The organism is Leifsonia sp. RAF41 (assembly GCF_052114085.1).
Classification (GTDB): Bacteria; Actinomycetota; Actinomycetes; order Actinomycetales; family Microbacteriaceae; genus Leifsonia.
The window spans coordinates 671,141-688,491 of record NZ_JBFREB010000001.1; the positions used below are offsets into that span (position 1 = coordinate 671,141).

The 17,351-nt window shown below is 69.5% G+C and carries 16 protein-coding genes and 1 pseudogene; 8 read left to right on the forward strand and 9 right to left on the reverse strand.

Annotation, left to right across the window (positions count from 1 at the left end; all coding sequences use genetic code 11):
* The first annotated feature begins 1 nt into the window (after position 1).
* From AB4Y74_RS03210 to AB4Y74_RS03225, 4 genes are read left to right on the forward strand one after another with little or no spacing between them, the layout of a single operon-like run.
* Positions 2 to 1,375, forward strand: coding sequence for a class I SAM-dependent RNA methyltransferase (locus tag AB4Y74_RS03210; RefSeq protein WP_441797673.1), 1,374 nt, complete (start codon positions 2 to 4; stop codon positions 1,373 to 1,375).
* A gap of 46 nt (positions 1,376 to 1,421) precedes the next feature.
* Positions 1,422 to 2,081: a response regulator transcription factor gene (locus AB4Y74_RS03215; protein ID WP_441788316.1), complete on the forward strand. Its 660-nt coding sequence runs from the start codon at positions 1,422 to 1,424 to the stop codon at positions 2,079 to 2,081.
* On the forward strand, positions 2,068 to 3,369 hold the full coding sequence (locus AB4Y74_RS03220) for a sensor histidine kinase (protein ID WP_441797674.1): 1,302 nt from the start codon (positions 2,068 to 2,070) through the stop codon (positions 3,367 to 3,369). The genes AB4Y74_RS03215 and AB4Y74_RS03220 overlap by 14 nt, the downstream gene beginning before the upstream one ends.
* Positions 3,366 to 4,391: a hypothetical protein gene (locus AB4Y74_RS03225; protein ID WP_441797675.1), complete on the forward strand. Its 1,026-nt coding sequence runs from the start codon at positions 3,366 to 3,368 to the stop codon at positions 4,389 to 4,391. The genes AB4Y74_RS03220 and AB4Y74_RS03225 overlap by 4 nt, the downstream gene beginning before the upstream one ends.
* A gap of 391 nt (positions 4,392 to 4,782) precedes the next feature.
* On the opposite strand, the gene AB4Y74_RS03230 is transcribed toward AB4Y74_RS03225, so the two are convergent.
* Together AB4Y74_RS03230 and AB4Y74_RS03235 are read right to left on the reverse strand one after the other, a co-directional pair.
* Entirely contained in the window at positions 4,783 to 5,037 is a 255-nt protein-coding gene (locus tag AB4Y74_RS03230) for an acyl-CoA carboxylase epsilon subunit (protein ID WP_441797676.1), read from the reverse strand.
* Positions 5,034 to 6,656, reverse strand: a complete 1,623-nt coding sequence (locus tag AB4Y74_RS03235; RefSeq protein ID WP_441797677.1) for an acyl-CoA carboxylase subunit beta — start codon at positions 6,654 to 6,656, stop codon at positions 5,034 to 5,036. The genes AB4Y74_RS03230 and AB4Y74_RS03235 overlap by 4 nt, the downstream gene beginning before the upstream one ends.
* 94 nt (positions 6,657 to 6,750) lie before the next feature.
* On the opposite strand from AB4Y74_RS03235, the gene AB4Y74_RS03240 reads away from it, so the two are divergent.
* Both AB4Y74_RS03240 and AB4Y74_RS03245 read left to right on the forward strand, forming a co-directional pair.
* Positions 6,751 to 7,512, forward strand: coding sequence for a biotin--[acetyl-CoA-carboxylase] ligase (locus AB4Y74_RS03240; protein ID WP_441797678.1), 762 nt, complete (start codon positions 6,751 to 6,753; stop codon positions 7,510 to 7,512).
* Positions 7,513 to 7,518: 6 nt separating this feature from the next.
* Positions 7,519 to 8,073 (forward strand): PH domain-containing protein, encoded by a 555-nt coding sequence (locus tag AB4Y74_RS03245; RefSeq protein WP_441797679.1) that lies wholly within the window; start codon positions 7,519 to 7,521, stop codon positions 8,071 to 8,073.
* Here AB4Y74_RS03245 and AB4Y74_RS03250 read toward each other — a convergent pair.
* Positions 8,035 to 8,622 carry a GtrA family protein gene (locus AB4Y74_RS03250; protein ID WP_441797680.1) on the reverse strand — a complete coding sequence of 196 codons (588 nt, stop codon included), beginning with the start codon at positions 8,620 to 8,622 and terminating at the stop codon, positions 8,035 to 8,037. The genes AB4Y74_RS03245 and AB4Y74_RS03250 overlap by 39 nt on opposite strands.
* A 115-nt stretch (positions 8,623 to 8,737) precedes the next feature.
* Here AB4Y74_RS03250 and AB4Y74_RS03255 point away from each other — a divergent pair.
* Positions 8,738 to 9,880: pseudogene (locus AB4Y74_RS03255) on the forward strand (5-(carboxyamino)imidazole ribonucleotide synthase); the annotation flags it as partial.
* Between the two features lie 3 nt (positions 9,881 to 9,883).
* On the opposite strand, the gene AB4Y74_RS03260 reads toward AB4Y74_RS03255, so the two are convergent.
* Together AB4Y74_RS03260 and purE are read right to left on the reverse strand one after the other, a co-directional pair.
* Entirely contained in the window at positions 9,884 to 11,242 is a 1,359-nt protein-coding gene (locus tag AB4Y74_RS03260) for an LCP family glycopolymer transferase (RefSeq protein WP_441797681.1), read from the reverse strand.
* A 10-nt stretch (positions 11,243 to 11,252) separates the two neighbouring features.
* Positions 11,253 to 11,756, reverse strand: a complete 504-nt coding sequence (gene purE / locus AB4Y74_RS03265) for a 5-(carboxyamino)imidazole ribonucleotide mutase (RefSeq protein ID WP_441797682.1) — start codon at positions 11,754 to 11,756, stop codon at positions 11,253 to 11,255.
* Positions 11,757 to 11,894: 138 nt separating this feature from the next.
* Here purE and AB4Y74_RS03270 point away from each other — a divergent pair, with 138 nt between their 5' ends.
* Positions 11,895 to 13,151, forward strand: a complete 1,257-nt coding sequence (locus AB4Y74_RS03270) for an acyltransferase family protein (RefSeq protein ID WP_441797683.1) — start codon at positions 11,895 to 11,897, stop codon at positions 13,149 to 13,151.
* Here the strand turns inward: AB4Y74_RS03270 and AB4Y74_RS03275 are convergent.
* The 4 genes from AB4Y74_RS03275 to rfbB are packed head-to-tail and all read right to left on the reverse strand — an operon-like array spanning position 13,128 to position 17,347.
* Positions 13,128 to 14,345, reverse strand: coding sequence for an acyltransferase family protein (locus tag AB4Y74_RS03275; protein WP_441797684.1), 1,218 nt, complete (start codon positions 14,343 to 14,345; stop codon positions 13,128 to 13,130). The genes AB4Y74_RS03270 and AB4Y74_RS03275 overlap by 24 nt on opposite strands.
* A 16-nt stretch (positions 14,346 to 14,361) precedes the next feature.
* A complete protein-coding gene (locus AB4Y74_RS03280; RefSeq protein WP_441797685.1) occupies positions 14,362 to 15,510 on the reverse strand; it encodes a glycosyltransferase family 4 protein in 1,149 nt (382 codons plus the stop codon).
* Positions 15,507 to 16,358, reverse strand: coding sequence for a dTDP-4-dehydrorhamnose reductase (rfbD, locus tag AB4Y74_RS03285; RefSeq protein ID WP_441797686.1), 852 nt, complete (start codon positions 16,356 to 16,358; stop codon positions 15,507 to 15,509). Before rfbD ends, AB4Y74_RS03280 begins: the two co-directional genes overlap by 4 nt.
* Complete coding sequence (gene rfbB, locus AB4Y74_RS03290) at positions 16,358 to 17,347, reverse strand: dTDP-glucose 4,6-dehydratase (protein ID WP_441797687.1); 990 nt, start codon at positions 17,345 to 17,347, stop codon at positions 16,358 to 16,360. The genes rfbD and rfbB overlap by 1 nt, the downstream gene beginning before the upstream one ends.
* Positions 17,348 to 17,351 lie beyond the last annotated feature (4 nt).

The window sequence follows — 17,351 nt, forward strand, 5'->3', positions numbered from 1 at the left end:
GATGCCCCAGAGAGATGAGGGAGACCTCCCGAAGCGCGAGGTCGAGCTCGACATTACCAACGTCGCCCACGGCGGCGTGTTCGTCGCCCGGCATGAAGGCCGCGTGGTCTTCGTGCCCGACACGATGCCGGGGGAGAGAGTTCGTGCCCAGATCGGGGACACCAGCCACGAGCGGTTCTGGCGCGGCGAAGTGGTGGAGGTGCTGGAGGCGTCGCCCGAGCGGCAGCCGCACGTCTGGTCGGCAGCCTCGATCGAGCGGCCGCCGGCTGAGCGCGCGGGTGGGGCCGAGTTCGGACACATCCGGCTGGAGCACCAGCGCGAGCTCAAACGGAGGGTCATCGAGGACGCCCTGCAGCGGACGGCGAAGTTCTCGACCGACCAGATCGCCGCGGCGGGACCCGACGGTGGACCGGTGGTCGTCGAACCGGTTGCCGGCGAGACTCCTGACGGCACGGGATGGCGCACTCGCGTCCGCCTGCAGGTCGACGATCGCGGCCGGATCGGCCCGTATTCGTCGCGTTCGCACACCGTCGTCCCGGTGGACGATTTGCCACTCGCGACAGATCTCGTCCAGGACGCGACGCCTTTCGGCCAGCAGTTCCCGGGTGCCGAGTCGGTGGATGTGGTGGCAACCGGCCTCGGCACGTCGCACGTGCTCGTGAACGACGCGCCGGCCCGCTCGGGCAACCGATCGGGCAATCGCTCGGGCAACCGGTCCGGAAACCGCTCGGGCAACAGGAGTGGAAACCGCGCTGCCCCTCCCCGCCGGAGCCCCGTCCCGATCCGCGAACGCGTCGGCGACCGGGAGTTCCGGCTGGATGCTCGGGGCTTCTGGCAGGTGCACCGCGGCGCGGCGCACACGCTCACCGAGGCGGTGCAGTCGGCCGTCGACGAAGCCCTCTTCGACCCGCGGGCGGCCAACCTCGACCTGTACGGCGGCGTCGGGTTGCTCGCCGCGGCCCTCGGCGACCGCTTCGGCTCCACCCTGCGCATCACCTCGGTGGAGAGCAGCGAGACGGCCACCGACGATGCCGCAGAAAACCTCGCAGACTGGGTGGGTGCCTCGGCGATCACCGACCGCGTGGAGCGCTACGTCACCCGGCTCGCCGCCGATGCCTCCGCTGCCGAACGGGCGCGGCTCCGCGCGGCGACGGTCGTCCTCGACCCGCCGCGCTCCGGTGCCGGGCGGGAGGTCGTGGACGCGATCGCCTCGGTCACCCCCGCACAGATCGTCTATGTCGCCTGCGATCCTGTCGCCCTGGCGCGCGACCTCGCCTTCTTCGCCGGCCACGGCTACGCGCTGCAGGGGATGCGTGCGTTCGACCTGTTCCCGAACACGCACCACGTCGAGGCGGTCGCCACCCTGACGCGATGACGAGCGACGGCCCGGACGAACGCATTCACCCCCTACGATGGTCAACATGGTGCGGGTGGCAATCGTCGACGATCACGAATCCGTGCGGCTCGGGCTGAAGGCGGCCTGTCAGGACGCAGGGTACGAGGTCGTGCTGACCGCGCCCACGGTTGACGACTTCGTCGCCCAGCTGGGCTCTCAGGAGTGCGACGTCGTCGTGCTGGACCTGTCCCTGGGCGACGGCTCCAAGGTGACGGACAACGTCAAACGCGCCCAGGCGACCGGCGCCGCCGTGCTGGTGCACAGCATCGCCGACCGCGTCGCGTCCGTGCGTGAAGCTCTCGCCGCGGGAGCGGCGGGGGTCATCCCCAAGTCCTCGCCCACGACTACCGTCATCAGCGCCATCGCCACGGTCGCGCGCGGCGATGTGCTCAACAATCTCGAGTGGGCGACGGCGATCGACGCCGACAGCGACTTCGCCAAGGCCCAGCTGGGTCGACGCGAGCGCGACGTGCTCCACCTGTACGCGTCCGGCCTCCCGCTGAAAGCCGTCGCCGCACAGCTCGGCATCGCCAACTCGACCGCGCGCGAGTACCTCGACCGCATCCGCGTCAAGTACGTCGAAGTGGGCCGGCCGGCACCGACCAAGGTCGACCTCCTCCGTCGCGCGGTCGAGGACGGCATCCTCCCCGGGCTCGATCCCGAGACGGGCAATGAGCGTTCCTAGCGGGGTGCGCCCGGGGCTGCCGCTCGAATCGGTCAAACCCCGCAATCCCCTCAGCCGCGCTCGCATCGAGCGCATCGCCGACCGCACGGTCTCGGCATTCGGCCTGGTCTTCGGCCTGCAAACCCTCCCGACCGCCCTCAGCCAGCTTCATCAGCTGCGCGAGCCGTGGGGCGGCGTATGGATGATCGTCATCTTCGGCGGACTGGCCCTGACGGTGATCCTCGCAATCGTCCAGCGCGGCGTGAAAATCGCGATGGGCGTGCTCGCCGTCGTCTACCTCGCCGCTCTCGTCACGTGGCCTCTGCTCATCGGAGACCCGGCGCTCGCTCCCGGCAAGCCGTGGGTGTGGTTCCTCTGCTCCGTCTTCACCGCGTTCGCTGCGGTCGCCTACCCGCTCGGGCTGGCGATCGCGTACACGTTCATCGCGCCGATCGCATACGGCGTGGTCCGGGCCCTTCCTGCCGGCGGCGGTGTCGGCCCCGAGATCGCCGCGCTGGACGCCATCTACGCGGTCATCCTCGGCGGCGTCATCCTCGCGATCATCGCGATGATGCGGCAGGCCGCGAGCGCGGTGGATGCGGCACAGAGCCAGGCCCTCGCCCGGTACGCGAACGCCGTCCGTCAGCACGCGACCGAGGTCGAGCGCGTCCAGGTCGACGCGATCGTGCATGACAGCGTCCTTACCACGCTGCTCTCCGCCGCGTCTGCCCGCTCACCCGAGCAGAAAGAGCTCGCGGCGACGATGGCAGCGGATGCGATCGGGCACCTCCACGCGGCAGAGGCGGCGACGCCCGAGGACCAGTCGGCCGTCGGGCTCGATCGCCTCACCGAGCGGCTGGTGACGGCCGCCAACGCGTTCTCCTCGCCCTTCCAGGTGGAGGTGCGCGACGTCGAGGTGCACACTCTCCCCGTCAATGTGGCCGAGGCCGTCTACTCCGCCACCGTGCAGGCGATGGTGAACAGCATGCAGCACGCGGGCGGTCCGGAAGTGCAGCGGAACGTCTCCATCCGCGGCGGCGGACCGGCCGCGACGGTAGAGGTCGTCGTGCGTGACGACGGCCGCGGCTTCACGGAGTCCGAGGTTCCGGCGGAGCGACTGGGGCTCCGGATCAGCATCCGCGACCGGCTCGCCAAGGTCGGCGGCCGCGCGCGGATCGAGTCCGAGCCGGGGGTCGGCACGACCGTGACGATTCTGTGGCCGTCCGCCGACAGCCACGCTGTGGGCTCCGCCATCCCGGCGGGGATGCACGAGCCGGTCACCGTCAACGGGTCGGAGGCGGGCGAGTGATCACCCTCAACCGCGTCCTCTTCCTCAGCCTCGGTGGGCTGTTCTCGGCATACCACCTCTTCCTCGCGCTCTCGTCGTTGTCGACACCGCGGGCGGCGGGTCCGGCGATCGTCGCGATGGTGCTGTACGGAATCGCAACAGTGGTGAGCCTGTGGCCGACGAGTCCGACGAAGATGCCCCTCTGGCTGGCTGCGTTCGACCTGGCGGTCTGCGTGGTCATCCCGATCCTGGTCACCAGCGAGCTGGACCCGTCGAAGGACAATGGCTACGCCACCTGGTATGTCGCCGCGGTGGGCACTCTGATGACGATCTGCGCGGTCCGCCGGCAGCAGATCGTCGCCTGGGCGGGTGTGGGTTTCCTCGCCGTGCAGACCGTCGTCTGGGCGGGCCCGGGTGCTCTGGCGGGCTTGGGCGTGATCGGCTCGGTCGTCTGGGTGGGGGTGGCCGTCGTCATCTCCGGCTCGCTCGCGAAGGCGGGAAGGGACGCCCTGCAGTTCGCGCGTGCCGAGCGCGAGGCCACCGAGTGGCAGGCCGCTCAGGAGGCGCACGTCATGGAACGTCAGCTGCGGCTGCGGCAGACGTACCGCGTGGCTGCGCCCATGCTGGCGGAGATCGTCCGCCGCGGCGGCGACCTCACCGAGGCCGAGCGACGCGAGTGCCGCTACCTCGAGGGCGCCATCCGCGACGAGATCCGCGGCCGCCGACTCCTCAACGACGATGTGCGACGCGAGGTGATGGATGCGCGCCGGCGCGGCGTGGTCGTCAGCCTGCTCGACGAGGGGGGAATCGACGACCTCGACCAGCGCGGTCTGGAGGCGGTGCTCCGGCGGCTCGCAGAGGCCATCCGCGGTACGACCACCGACAAGCTCATCGTGCGCACCGTGCCCCGCTCGTCGAAGACGGCTGTGACGGTCGTCGGGTTGCGCATGTCGGACGACGGGGCAGCGAACGCGCTGGGCGCGGACTCGGAGGACGACGAGGTCGACCTCTGGCTGGAGATCCCGCGTCCCGTGGCCTCCTGACGCCGCGATTTGCGCCAAATCGCGGTTCTGGCGTCTCGATAACCGCGATTTGCGCCAAATCGTGCGGGGGGACGTGCGCGTTAAAAGGGGAAAGGGGCCGACACCCGAATTGTCGGCCCCTTTTCAAACCCCGAGTCAGGGCGACAACCCGAATATCGCCCTGACTCGCCCCCAAAGCACTCGCCCGCTTACCCTAGTCGGCGAGTGATTGGCGGTGTGACTCACGAGGAGAGACACCTAGCAATATCTATAGTGGTCGGGCTCTCGGGAAATACATAGTCGTCATTTTGGAGGACATGGGGGACATTTCGCGGCCCCCGTTCGAGGTGCACTCCGGAGAACCGGCCCGAACGGCCTCTCGGCGCGCCCCGATAGGGGTACAGGACGGGGCTCAACCGGAGAAGGAACGCCACGCTCCGGCACCCGATCGCAGCTCCGAGCGCAGGGCGGGCTGAGTGCGCGCCCAGGCGTCCGGTCCGTTCTCCGCCCGCGCCTCGGTGGCGGCAGCGGCCTGCTCCGCGGCCGCAGCGGCCAGCACCGCGGTCACCGCAGCGACCTCCTCCGGCGTCACGCCGCGCGTGACGAACCGGAGCTGCGAGGGGTCGAGCGGGGAGTCGCCCGTCTCTTTGGCGTGCGCGCCGCTCACAGGGGGATGTTCCCGTGCTTCTTCGGCGGCAGCGAGGCCCGCTTGGTCCGCAGCGCGCGGAGGGCCTTGATGACCGAGACGCGGGTCGCCGCCGGCTCGATCACGCCGTCGAGCTCTCCGCGCTCCGCTGCCAGGAAGGGGCTGGCCACGTTGTACGTGTACTCGTTGGCCAGCTTGGTGCGCACCGCTGCCACATCCTCGCCCGCCTCCTCTGCGCGCTTGATCTCGCCGCGGTACAGGATGTTGACCGCGCCCTGACCGCCCATGACGGCGATCTCGGCGGTCGGCCACGCGAGGTTGATGTCTGCGCCCAGCTGCTTGGAGCCCATCACGATGTACGCCCCGCCGTACGCCTTGCGGGTGATGATCGTCACCAGAGGCACGGTGGCCTCCGCGTACGCGTAGAGCAGCTTGGCGCCACGGCGGATGACGCCGGTCCACTCCTGGTCGGTGCCGGGCAGGTAGCCGGGCACATCCACCAGGGTCAGGATCGGGATGCCGAACGCGTCACAGAAGCGGACGAACCGCGACGCCTTCTCGCCCGCGTCGATGTTGAGCGTCCCGGCCATGGCGCTGGGCTGGTTGGCGACGATGCCGACCGAGCGACCCTCCACCCGGGCGAACCCGATCACGATGTTGGGCGCGAACAGCGGCTGGACCTCGAGGAACTCACCGTCGTCGACGACGCCCTCGATGATGGTCTTGACGTCGTACGGCTGGTTGGGGGAGTCCGGGATGACCGTGTTCAGGCGGCGGTCGGCGTCCGTGATCTCGAGCTCGGGCTCCGCCTGGAAGGTCGGCAGCTCGGCCAGGTTGTTCTGCGGCAGGTAGCTGAGCAGGGTGCGGGCGTAGTCGAGCGCGTCATCCTCGTCGCTCGCCAGGTAGTGCGAGACGCCGGAGATCTTGTTGTGGGTGAGCGCGCCGCCGAGCTCTTCGAAGCCCACGTCCTCGCCGGTGACCGTCTTGATGACGTCGGGGCCGGTGACGAACATGTGGCTCGACTTGTCGACCATGATGACGAAGTCGGTGAGCGCGGGGGAGTACACCGCTCCGCCCGCCGCCGGGCCCATCACGATAGAGATCTGCGGGATGACGCCGGACGCGGCGGTGTTGCGGCGGAAGATCTCGCCGTACTTGCCGAGCGCGACCACACCCTCCTGGATGCGCGCGCCGCCCGAGTCGAGGATGCCGATCATGGGAACGCCGGTCTTGAGGGCGTGGTCCATGACCTTGATGATCTTCTCGCCGGCGACCTCGCCGAGCGACCCGCCGAAGATGGTGAAGTCCTGGCTGAACACCGCGACATTGCGGCCGTGGATGGTGCCGACGCCGGTGACGACCGCGTCGCCGTACGGACGCTTGGCCTCCATACCGAAGGCGTGGGTGCGGTGGCGGACGAATTCGTCCAGCTCGACGAAGGAGCCGTGATCGAGCAGCAGCTCGATGCGCTCGCGGGCGGTCAGCTTGCCCTTCGCGTGCTGCTTCTCGATCGCCGCCTGTCCGCTCGCGGTGACGGCCTCGTGGAACCGTTCCTTCAGGTCGGCGAGCTTGCCGGCGGTGGTGGTCAGGTCGGGGAGCTGTTCGGTCTGACGTGGTTCGGTGTCGGTCACGCCGTTCACTCTACCGGCCAGCCGATCGGCCGTGCCGTTGACGAAATCCTACAAATCCGCCCGCCTGCACTAGCGGAGTGGCCCAGTGCGAGAGACTGGGCGGGTGGAGTTCCGACGCAGCCGATCCATCGTCCCCGTGCTCGAGGTCCTGCCCGAGGCGGGCTCGACCAACGACGTCCTGAGCGCGCGAGCGGGCGACCTGCCGGATCTCGCGGTGCTGGTGACCGCCAACCAGACGGGGGGCCGCGGCCGGCTCGGGCGGGAATGGGTGACGCCGCCAGGGACGGCGCTCGCGATCTCGGTGCTGCTCAAGCCGGTCGGACTGCCGCCGACGTCGTACGGCTGGTTCCCGCTGCTGGCCGGACTCGCGATGAGTCGCGCGCTGGGCCCGCTGGTGCCGGGCGGGGTACAGGTGAAGTGGCCCAACGACGTCCTCATCGACGGCGACAAGGTGTGCGGCATCCTCGCCGAGTTGCTCCCCGGGATGACCGGGCTGGTGATCGGCGCGGGCGTCAACCTGTCGCAGACGCGGGAGCAGTTGCCGACGGACACCTCCACCTCGCTCGCGCTCGCCGGAGCGGAGGACGTCGACCCGGATGTGGTGCTCTCGGCGTACCTCATCCAGCTGTCGACGGTGTACCGCGAGTTCCTGGCCGCCGACGGCGATCCGATCCGCAGCGCGCTGCGCGACGAAGTGGTCGAGGCGTGCCACACGGTCGGCCGGGCGGTGCGCGTTCACCTGCCCGCGGGCGAGGATCTGCTCGGCACGGCGGTCGGCATCGACGAAGACGGACGGTTGATCGTGGAGTCGGATGCGGGCCGCACCGCGGTGGCGGCCGGCGACGTGACCCACCTGCGGTATTAATTGAGCATGAGCACCCCGGACGGGACACCCGCGCAGCCCGCCCAACCGCCCGAGCGCGTGATCGCCCGGCTGCGGTCGAACGCCCGCCGCCTCTTCTGGCCGAGCCTGGTGCTCATTCTGGCCGCCGGAGCGGTCGGCTACTTCGCCGGGCGGATCACCGAGGTCTGGGAGGTCGTCCTGCTCTGGTCGGCGGCCGCGGCCGTGCTCCTGCTGCTCTTCCTGTTGCCGCTGGCGGCCTGGTTGAGTCGTCGCTACACGATCACGACGCGTCGGCTGATCATCCGGCACGGCTTCTTCGTGCGCGTGCGGCAGGAGCTGCTGCACAGCCGCGGTTACGATGTCGCCATCCGACGCACCTGGCTGCAGAGCCTGTTCCGGTCGGGGGATGTGCTCATCAACTCCGGACTGGAGCATCCGGTCGTCCTGAAAGACGTACCGAAAGCGGACCAGGTGCAGCGCGCCCTGTCGGAGCTGATGGACCACTCGCAGACGGTGGTTGCCGTGCGGCGTCAGCAGTCGGAGTCAGTCACCGACGAGACCACGGTCTGGGGCACTCGCTAGGGTCGAGCCCGTGATCGGGGCCTTCTCGCGGGCGGGGCGGGACGGCACGTGGGAGCCCGCCGAGATGAGGCCGCGCTCGGTGCGGCCGGCGCGTGCGGCGGCGCGATCGGGGGAGAACACCCACCAGCGGTAGAACGCGAAGCGGAAGACCGTTCCGAGTGCCAGCCCGACGACGTTGTTCGAGATGTTGTCGGCCAGCAGGCTCTGGTAGCCGAGCAGGTAGTGCGACACCCACACGCACAGCAGCGGGATGGCCATGCCCGCAAGGCTGACGACGAAGAACTCGACGCCCTCCCGGGTCGCGTTGTCACTGCGGTTGCCCGCGAACGCCCAGTAGCGGTTCCCCAGCCAGTTCGCGCCGATGGCGACGAGCGTGGCGATGGCCGTCGCGAACAGGGTCTTGTGCGGCACGTTCACCAGGACCACGAGCATCAGCACGTTGAAGACGACGAGGTTGACCACGAAACCGACCGCCCCGACCGCGCCGAACTTGATCAGCTGCGGGAGCAGTCGCGCCTTGTGCGCCGGTGTACGGGTCTCGGTCGTCATGCCCCTGCCTGGAGATGCGGGATGATTGTCAGTGCGTTCTTCACGGTACGCGGACCAGGTTTCGCGTTGCTGTGAGTTTCCCCGGCCAGCATGAAAAGTATCAGAGAGGCGGACGGCCATGGCTAGTCAGATCGTCGGAGTGATCGGCGGAGGGCAGCTGGCCCGCATGATGATCCCGCCCGCGATCGAACTGGGCATCGAGATCCGGGTGCTGGAAGAGGCGGAAGGCATGAGCGCCGACCTCGCGGCGAGCGGCGTCGGCGACTACCGCGACCTGGACACCGTGCTGGCCTTCGCCGAGACGGTTGATGTGCTCACCTTCGACCACGAGCACGTCCCGCAGGCCATCCTGAACGAGTTGGTGTCGCGCGGCATCCCCGTGCACCCCGGCCCGGACGCCCTCCTCTATGCGCAGGACAAGCTGCAGATGCGCGCCAAGCTGAGCGAGCTGGGGTTGCCCGTGCCGGATTGGGCGGCGGTGGAGTCGGCCGATGAGCTGGGTGCCTTCCTCGCCGACCACGGCGGCCGTGCTGTCGTGAAGACCGCGCGCGGAGGGTACGACGGCAAGGGCGTACGCGTCGTCTCCGACGCGAGCGGCGCCGACGACTGGTTCCTCGCGCTCTCCGAGGACGGCCGGGGCGGTGCGCTGCTCGTGGAGGAGCTCGTCCCGTTCCGTCGCGAGCTCGCGCAGTTGGTGGCGCGTCGCCCCTCGGGTGAGATCGCGGCATGGCCCGTCGTCGAGACCGTGCAGCGCGACGGGGTCTGCGCCGAGGTGCTGGCGCCGGCGCCGGGCTCGGCCGGCCGTGTCGCTGAGGTCGCCGAGGAGATCGCCCGCCGCGTGGCGGAGGGACTCGGTGTTACCGGTGTGCTGGCCGTCGAGCTGTTCGAGACGACGGATGAACGGGTGCTCGTTAACGAGCTCGCCATGCGTCCGCACAACAGCGGCCACTGGTCGATCGAGGGCGCCGTCACCAGCCAGTTCGAGCAGCACCTGCGGGCCGTTCTCGACCTGCCCCTCGGCTCGACCGAGACGCGGGCCGACTGGTCGGTCATGGTCAACATCCTGGGCGGGCCCGCGGAGGGCACCCTTCAGGACCGCTACCCGGCGGCGCTCGCCGCGCATCCCGAGGTCAAGTTCCACGGGTACGGCAAGGCACCGCGGCCCGGCCGCAAGGTCGGGCACGTCACCGTCGGCGGCGACGACCTCGACGACGTGGTGTACCGGGCTCGCGCGGCGGCGGCGTTCTTCGAGGGCTGAGCCCTACTTGCCCGAGGGCTTCGCCGTCGCCGGGTGCACCGCCTGGCGCACCAACTCCTGGATCTGGGCGTAGTCGGGGTTCGACGGGTCGATTGTGGGCGGAACGAGCTCGAGCTGCTGCACCGGCAGCTTGCGGGTCTTCAGCCCGAGGTCGACGAAGTAGCCGAGCATCGACTGCGGCATATCCGTCTTCATCACCTGGGCACCGGCCTTCGCGATGTCCTGGAACTTGGACACCACGTTCACCGGGTTGACCTGCTTCAGGATGGCGTCCTGCAGCTGCCGCTGGCGCGCCATCCTGTCGTAGTCGCTCGACCCGTGGCGGGCCCGGGCGTACCACTGGGCGTGGTAGCCGTCGAGGTGACGGTTACCCGGCTCGATCCACTCTGCGACGCCGTTGAGGTTCTCGTCGCCGCCGATCGGCACGCGGTCCTTGACGGTGACGTCGACGCCGCCGACCGAATCCACCAGGTCGGCGAAGCCCTGCATGTCGATGAGGACGTAGTACTGGATGGTGAGGCCGGTCGCGCCCTCGAGCGCGTCGCGCATGGCTTCGATACCGGGCTGGCTCCGGTTCTTCTCCGCGTTCGGGTACAGCTCCGGCTTGTAGAGCTCGACCTCGGTGTAAATGGAGTTCAGCTGGCAGACGTCCACGTCGCAGCGGTCCTCATAGCCGTATCCGTCGGGGTAGAGGTTGTGCAGCGGCGACGTCTTGGGGAAGGGGACGGGGTCAAGGTCGCGCGGCAAGCCGATCGTGACGGCCTGGCCGGTGTTCGCGTCGATGCTCACGATCGACATGCTGTCGGGACGCAGCCCGTCGCGGTCGGGACCGGCGTCTCCTCCGAGCAGCATGATGTTGTAGCGACCGTCCACCGGGGGCTGGGAGGCCGCTGCCGAGAAGATGTCGCCGAGCGCGCCACGGGCGGATCCGGCGACCATCGACGCGTAGCCGGCCGTCCCGGTCAGGCCCACGAGCACGAGCACGGAGAAGGCTGCGATCCAGCCGCGTGAGTTGGGCGCGGTGCGCACCAGGCGCACGAGGCGGAGCGTGTCGAGAGTGAGGACGACCCAGAGCACGGCGTAGGCGATGAGCAGGAGCTGCACCAGCGTGAGGCTGCCGGCCTGCGTGAACATCGTGTAGACGGCCGACGGCGCCACGAGGTACACGACCAGGGTCACGATGGCGAGCAGCCACAGCAGCAGCGTGGCCAGCACGCCGACGCGGCCCAGCGTGCGATTGCCGGCGACCACCTGCGCCGAGCCGGGCAGCAGAACGTTCATGGTGACGAGCCACCAGCCGCGTTTCGTCATGGTGTGCGACGACGTGGCGTCGGGGTGGCGGAGGGGAGTGGCGATCGTCATGGCGTGCGGCTCACAGCTGGGATTTGAGGGCCTGGTTCTTCTGCTCGACGCTCGCCTCCAGGTCAGCGGCGAACTGCGCGAGCTTCTCCGCCAGGGCGTCGTCGGAGGTTGCGAGGATCTTGACGGCGAGGAGTCCGGCGTTCCGCGCGCCGCCGATGGAGACGGTCGCGACCGGCACACCGGCAGGCATCTGCACGATGGAGAGCAGGGAGTCCAGCCCGTCCAGGCGCGCCAGCGGTACGGGGACGCCCACGACGGGGAGGGTGGTGACCGCGGCGAGCATGCCGGGCAGGTGTGCTGCGCCGCCCGCTCCCGCGATGATGACGCGCACACCTCGTCCGGCGGCGGCCTTGCCGAAAGCGATCATCTTCTCCGGCGTCCGATGGGCCGAGACGACCTCCACCTCGTGCGCGACGTCGAACTCGCTGAGCACCCGTGACGCCTCCTGCATGACCGACCAGTCGGAGTCGGATCCCATCACGACGGAGATCAACGGGGAGGCGGTTGCGGGCATAGCGATCATGCTAGGTGCCGCCCGGCGGAGAGGCCGTTCGCCACGCGGAACGCGCTCAGGCACCCCCTGAATAGGTCACAGGATCTGCTCAGCGCAAGCCCGTAGCGTCGCCCGCCTATGACGGGTAGAGGTGAAAGTGTGGGAGAGAAAACGAGACAGGCGACGGGCGGCCGGCTGGCCGCGCTCGACGGCCTTCGGGGTATCGCCGCGGTGGTCGTGCTGCTGCACCATGCGATGTACACCAACCCGGATTTCCCTGGCACGCCAGGCGGTGGCTCGGCTCCGACCGGGTCGGCGATGTGGTGGATCAGTTACACGCCGCTGAAGCTGTTCACGGCTGGCGTCGAGTCGGTCATCGTGTTCTTCGTGCTGTCCGGACTCGTGGTCACACTGCCGGTCATCCGGAAACGTGGATTCGACTGGATCGCCTACTTCCCGCGCCGCGCCGTGCGCCTCCTGGTGCCGGTGATGGCGTCAGTGCTGCTCGCCGCCGTGTGGGTGATGGCCATCCCCCAGAAGTCCACGCAGGCCGACGGGACCTGGCTGAGCAACTCCTCGACGCCGAACTTCGGCTGGGAGTACATCGTCAAGGGCTGGGACCTCCTCGGCGGCGACGGCCAGATCAACAACCCGCTGTGGTCGCTGCGCTGGGAGCTCGTCTTCTCGCTCGCCCTGCCCATCTTCGCCGTCCTGGCGCTGGCGGTCCGGAAGTGGTGGATCGGCGGCCTTGCCGCGGCGTGCGCCCTCACTTACCTGGGCGTCCATGCGGGCTCGGGCGAGTTGCAGTACCTTCCCGCGTTCTTCGTCGGTGCGGTGATCGCCGTGCGCCTCGACGCCGTGCGCAATGTCGCCGACCGCATCAACTCGCACTGGTACCGCCACCCGCTGTGGGCCGGTCTCACGATCGGCAGCCTGCTGCTGATGATCGCTCCCTGGCTGGTCGGGCCGAACGTCGGTGACATCACCGAGCTGGAGCCGATCCTGAAGGGCATGGTACCGCTAGCTGCGGCGGGTCTCGTGGTCGCCGCCCTCGGCTGGACCCCGCTGCGGGCGACCCTCGAGACACGCCCCGTGCAGTTCAGCGGGAAGATCTCCTTCAGCCTCTACCTCGTCCACGTGCCGATCCTGATCTTCAGCACCTACCTCTTCGCGGACGCCGCCTGGTATGTGGGGCCGCTGTTCGGGATGCCGGTCGCGGTGCTCGTCGCGGTGGGGTTCATGTGGCTCATCGAGCAGCGCAGCCACGGTTGGTCGAAAGCGTTCGGGGCCTGGGCCTCCCAGCGGTATGCCACGTGGTTCGGACGCGAGGACGAAGAGTCGCCGAAGGGGGCGCGTCAGGACGACGCGGCCGCCCGGGCGGAGGAGAACGCCTCAGCCGCGGCCGCTCGTCGGTAGCCGTTCGGCGTTTTCGACGGGCGCGGGCGGTGCGGCGGGCGCCGTCGGTGCCGACTGGCGGACGGCGGCGGCGATCCGGCTTCCGAAGAACTTCGAGAGGCCGTGCGACCGCTTCTCGACGAGCTGGTAGAAGACGGCGGCAGCGATCAGGGCGAGAGGGACGGCGAACAGGCCGACGCGGATCGGGCCCCAGGCTGAAAGGGCATAGCTGAGACCGACGATGATCGGCACGTGGACGAGGTAGAGGCTGAACGAGACCTTCCCCGTCCAACGGAACGGCTGGTGCGACAGGAGTCCGGCCAGGGGCCGCCACTCCAGGCAGCAGATGAGCAGACCGAGCGCGGCGAGAGGCTGAAGAGCGACCAGGGCGACGCTCACGACGCCGTCCGGCACCATCCAGTGTGCGACGAGCAGGAGTGCCGAGATCAGCACGACGAACAGCCACACCAGCCAGCCGGCACGCCATCCCGAGATCGTCGCTCCGACTCGGCGGATACCAGGGAGGATCACCGCTGCCAGTACCCCGACGAAGAAAGGGGGGAGGTAGTGGAAGCCGCCGGCGCCCGCGACCACCCCGAAGAACACCGCCAGCGACGCCGCGGCGAGAACGAGCGGCCAGATGCGGCGTGTCCAGATGGCGAGCCCCACGAAGAGAGGCAGCATCATCGAGAAAGCGACTTCCCAGTAGATCGACCACAGTGGGTTGTTGAGCGGATAGTTGCCGAAGGTCGGGTCGATCTGCTGGATAAACCTCCCGACGGTGAGGCCGGGCATCGACGTGCTGGCCACCCAGGAGCTCATGGCGTGGTCGATCTGCTGGGGGATCAGCAGCGCGAGGGCTGCCGCGAAAAGGAGCGAGCAGAGGGTCGGCAGCCCGATGCGAACGATGCGCCGCGGGTAGTACGCCATCCAGTCGAACGGGCGGCCGGACAGCAGCGGAAGGGTCAGGACGAAGCCGGACAGCACGAAGAAGACGATGACCGCCTCGGGGCCGGCGGTCAGCAGTTTGAGCGGCGTGAAAGTGAACCACCATGCGACACTGCCGGCGACCGGACCGTGCGCGGGGTCAAGGTACGCCGCCGAGATCTCAGGAAAAAGTAGAGACGCATGATGCGCGACCACGACGAGGGCGGCGATGCCGCGGAGGCCGTCGAGAGACGACAGCCGTCCAGATCCGATCGGAGAGGAAGTCATGTAAGAGGGGGAGGGGTCAGAGGTCGGCGTGAAGCTGCCAGACGCGCTCGGCGGAATCCCGCCAACTGAATGCACGCGCGCGGTCAGAGGCTAACACGCCGAGGCGGGCGGAAAGCTGACCGTCGGACAGGACGCGCCCGATCGCGGCCGCGAGGCGGTCGGTGTACGCGGCGTCGTCCGTGGAGCTCGCTGCGCGCTCCACCACCAGGCTGGCGCCCGCGGCGACCTCGACCAACGCCGGGTCGTCCGAGTGGATGACGGGCAGCCCGAACTTGAAGGCCTCGACGATCGGCAGGCCGAACCCCTCCGCCAGGCTCGGATAGACGAACAGGGTGGCGCGGTCCAGCACGACGGCGAGGTCTGCATCCTCCAGCCGGCCGAGGGGACGCACGCGGTCCTCGGGCAGACCCGCCGCGGCCGCCACACCGGTCGCCGATCGCTCCCCGACGCGATCGGGACCCGCGATGAGGAGGGGGATGCCCTGCGTCTCGGGTCGTGCGATGGCCCGGATGAGCGGGGCGAGGCCCTTCCTCGGCTCGACGGTGCCGAGGGTCAGTACGTAACGCTCCGGGAGGCCGAGGCGCTCAGCGCGTTCGTCGGCGTCGGGAGGGAGGCGGAGGCTCGTCGCCGGTGCGCCGCCGATCACGCGGACCCGGTCGCCGAGATCCATCACCTCGGCGAGCCGGTTCGCCACAGCGTGCGTCGGGACCACGACCGCGTCGGCGTGCTTGCGTGCGCGCTTCGCCATGGCCTTCGTCCACAGGGTCGCGCCGGTTCCGAGGTCATCCGGGTGCGTCCACGCAAGCGTGTCGTGGATGGTCACGGCGACCTGCTGATGGCCGTTCAACTGGCTGTGTCGCCGAAGCGGGGCCAGCAGAGTCGGCGCGTGCAGCATCCCGGGAGGTCCCCCGACCGAGAGGCCGGACTGCCAGGCCAGGGCGAGCTCGCGATGGGCCAGCGGCAGGCGGGTGACGGCGCCGACCCCGGGCAGACGGTCGCGCAGGGTCTGCAGTTGCTCGTCGCTCACGTTCGAGACGAGCGCCTCGACGTCGCAGCCCGGGGGAGCCGTCGCGATCAGCTGCCGAGTGAGTTCCTCGGTGTAGCGGCGCGCCCCGCCGGGCTCGTCGGTGACGAGCTCGTCGACGATGACGCGAAGCGTGGTCATTCCGCGAAGAGTCCCGCCGCCGTGGCGGCCGCCAGGGCGTCCTCCCACGGGCGCAGGGGCGCGAGACCCGCGCGCGACCAGGCGTCGTGCCCGAGCACGGAGTAGGAGGGACGCGGAGCCGGGCGCACGAAGCTCGCGCTGTCGGTCGGCTTCACGCGGTCGGGGTCGAGCCCTGCGCTGGCGAAGACGGCGCGAGCGAAGTCGTACCAGCTCGCCTGGCCCGAGTTCGTGCCGTGATAGATGCCGGCCGGCGCATCGCCGTCGAGCAGGGCGACGATCTGCGCGGCGAGGTCGCCCGTCCAGGTCGGCTGCCCGAGCTGGTCGTCGACGACGCTGACGGTCTCGTGGCTGCCCGCGAGCTTCACCATGGTCTTGGCGAAGTTGGGGCCGCCCGCGCCGTACAGCCAAGCGGTGCGCACCACGAAGGTGCCGTCGGGATGCGCTGCGAGCGCGAGCTCCTCACCGGCCGCCTTGGTGCGTCCATACGCGTTCAGCGGGTCGCGGACGGTGTCTTCGGCGTACGGCTCGGTGGCCTGGCCGTCGAACACGTAGTCGGTCGACACGGTCATGAAGCGCGCGCCGTTCCGCGCGGCCGCGATGGCGAGGTTCTCGGTGCCGAGCGCGTTGATCGCATAGGCGTCGTCCTCGTGCGTCTCGGCGTCGTCCACCTTCGTGTAGGCGGACGCGTTGAGGACGACATCGTGACCGGCGACGGCCGCAAGCACGGCGTCGCGGTCGGTGACGTCGAGGTCGGCGCGGGACAGCGCGGTCACCTCGCGCCCGGCCAGCGCCTTCTGCAGGTCCTGGCCGAGCATCCCGGCCGCGCCGGCGATGAGGTAGCGCGTCATCAGTTGTCGAGCGCGGCGCGAGCCTTGAGGGGCTCCCACCAGGCGCGGTTGTCGCGGTACCACTGGACGACGTCGGCGAGGCCCTGCTGGAATGGCACGAGCGGCTCGTAGCCGAGCTCCGACTGGATCTTGGAGATGTCGACCGAGTAGCGGAGGTCGTGGCCGAGGCGGTCGGCGACGCGGTCCACGTACGACCAGTCTTTGCCGGTCGCGTCGAGCAGCAGCTGGGTGAGCTCCTTGTTGGTGAGCTCGGTGCCGCCGCCGATGTTGTAGATCTCCCCGGCGCGGCCGTTCACCAGCACCATCGCGATGCCGCGGGTGTGGTCGTCGACGTGCAGCCAGTCGCGGATGTTGTTGCCCTCGCCGTACAGCGGGACGTGCTTGTCGTCGATCAGGTTCGTGACGAACAGCGGGATGACCTTCTCGGGGAAGTGGTAGGGCCCGTAGTTGTTCGAGCAGCGCGTGATCGACAGGTTCAGGCCGTGCGTGCGGAAGTAGCTGCGTGCGAGCAGGTCGCTGCCGGCCTTCGACGCCGAGTACGGCGAGTTCGGCTCCAGCGGGCGGTCCTCCGCCCACGAGCCCTCGGCGATCGAGCCGTAGACCTCGTCGGTGGAGACGTGGACGAAGCGCTTCAGGTTGTTGCGCAGCGCCGCGTCGAGCAGCTGCTGCGTGCCGAGAACGTTCGTCTCGACGAAGATCGACGCGTCGCGGACGGAGCGGTCGACGTGCGACTCGGCAGCGAAGTGCACGACCGCATCCACGGTCGGGAACAGCTGGTCGAGGAGGCCGCCGTCGCGGATGTCGCCCTTGACGAACGTGTAGCGCGGGGAGTCTGCGACCGACGCGAGGTTGGCCAGGTTGCCGGAGTAGGTCAGCGCGTCGAGCACGACGACCTCGGCGCCCTCGAGGCCCGGGTACGCGTCCTGCAGGGTGCGACGGACGAAGTTGGAGCCGATGAAACCGGCGCCGCCGGTGACGAGAATCTTCATGGGG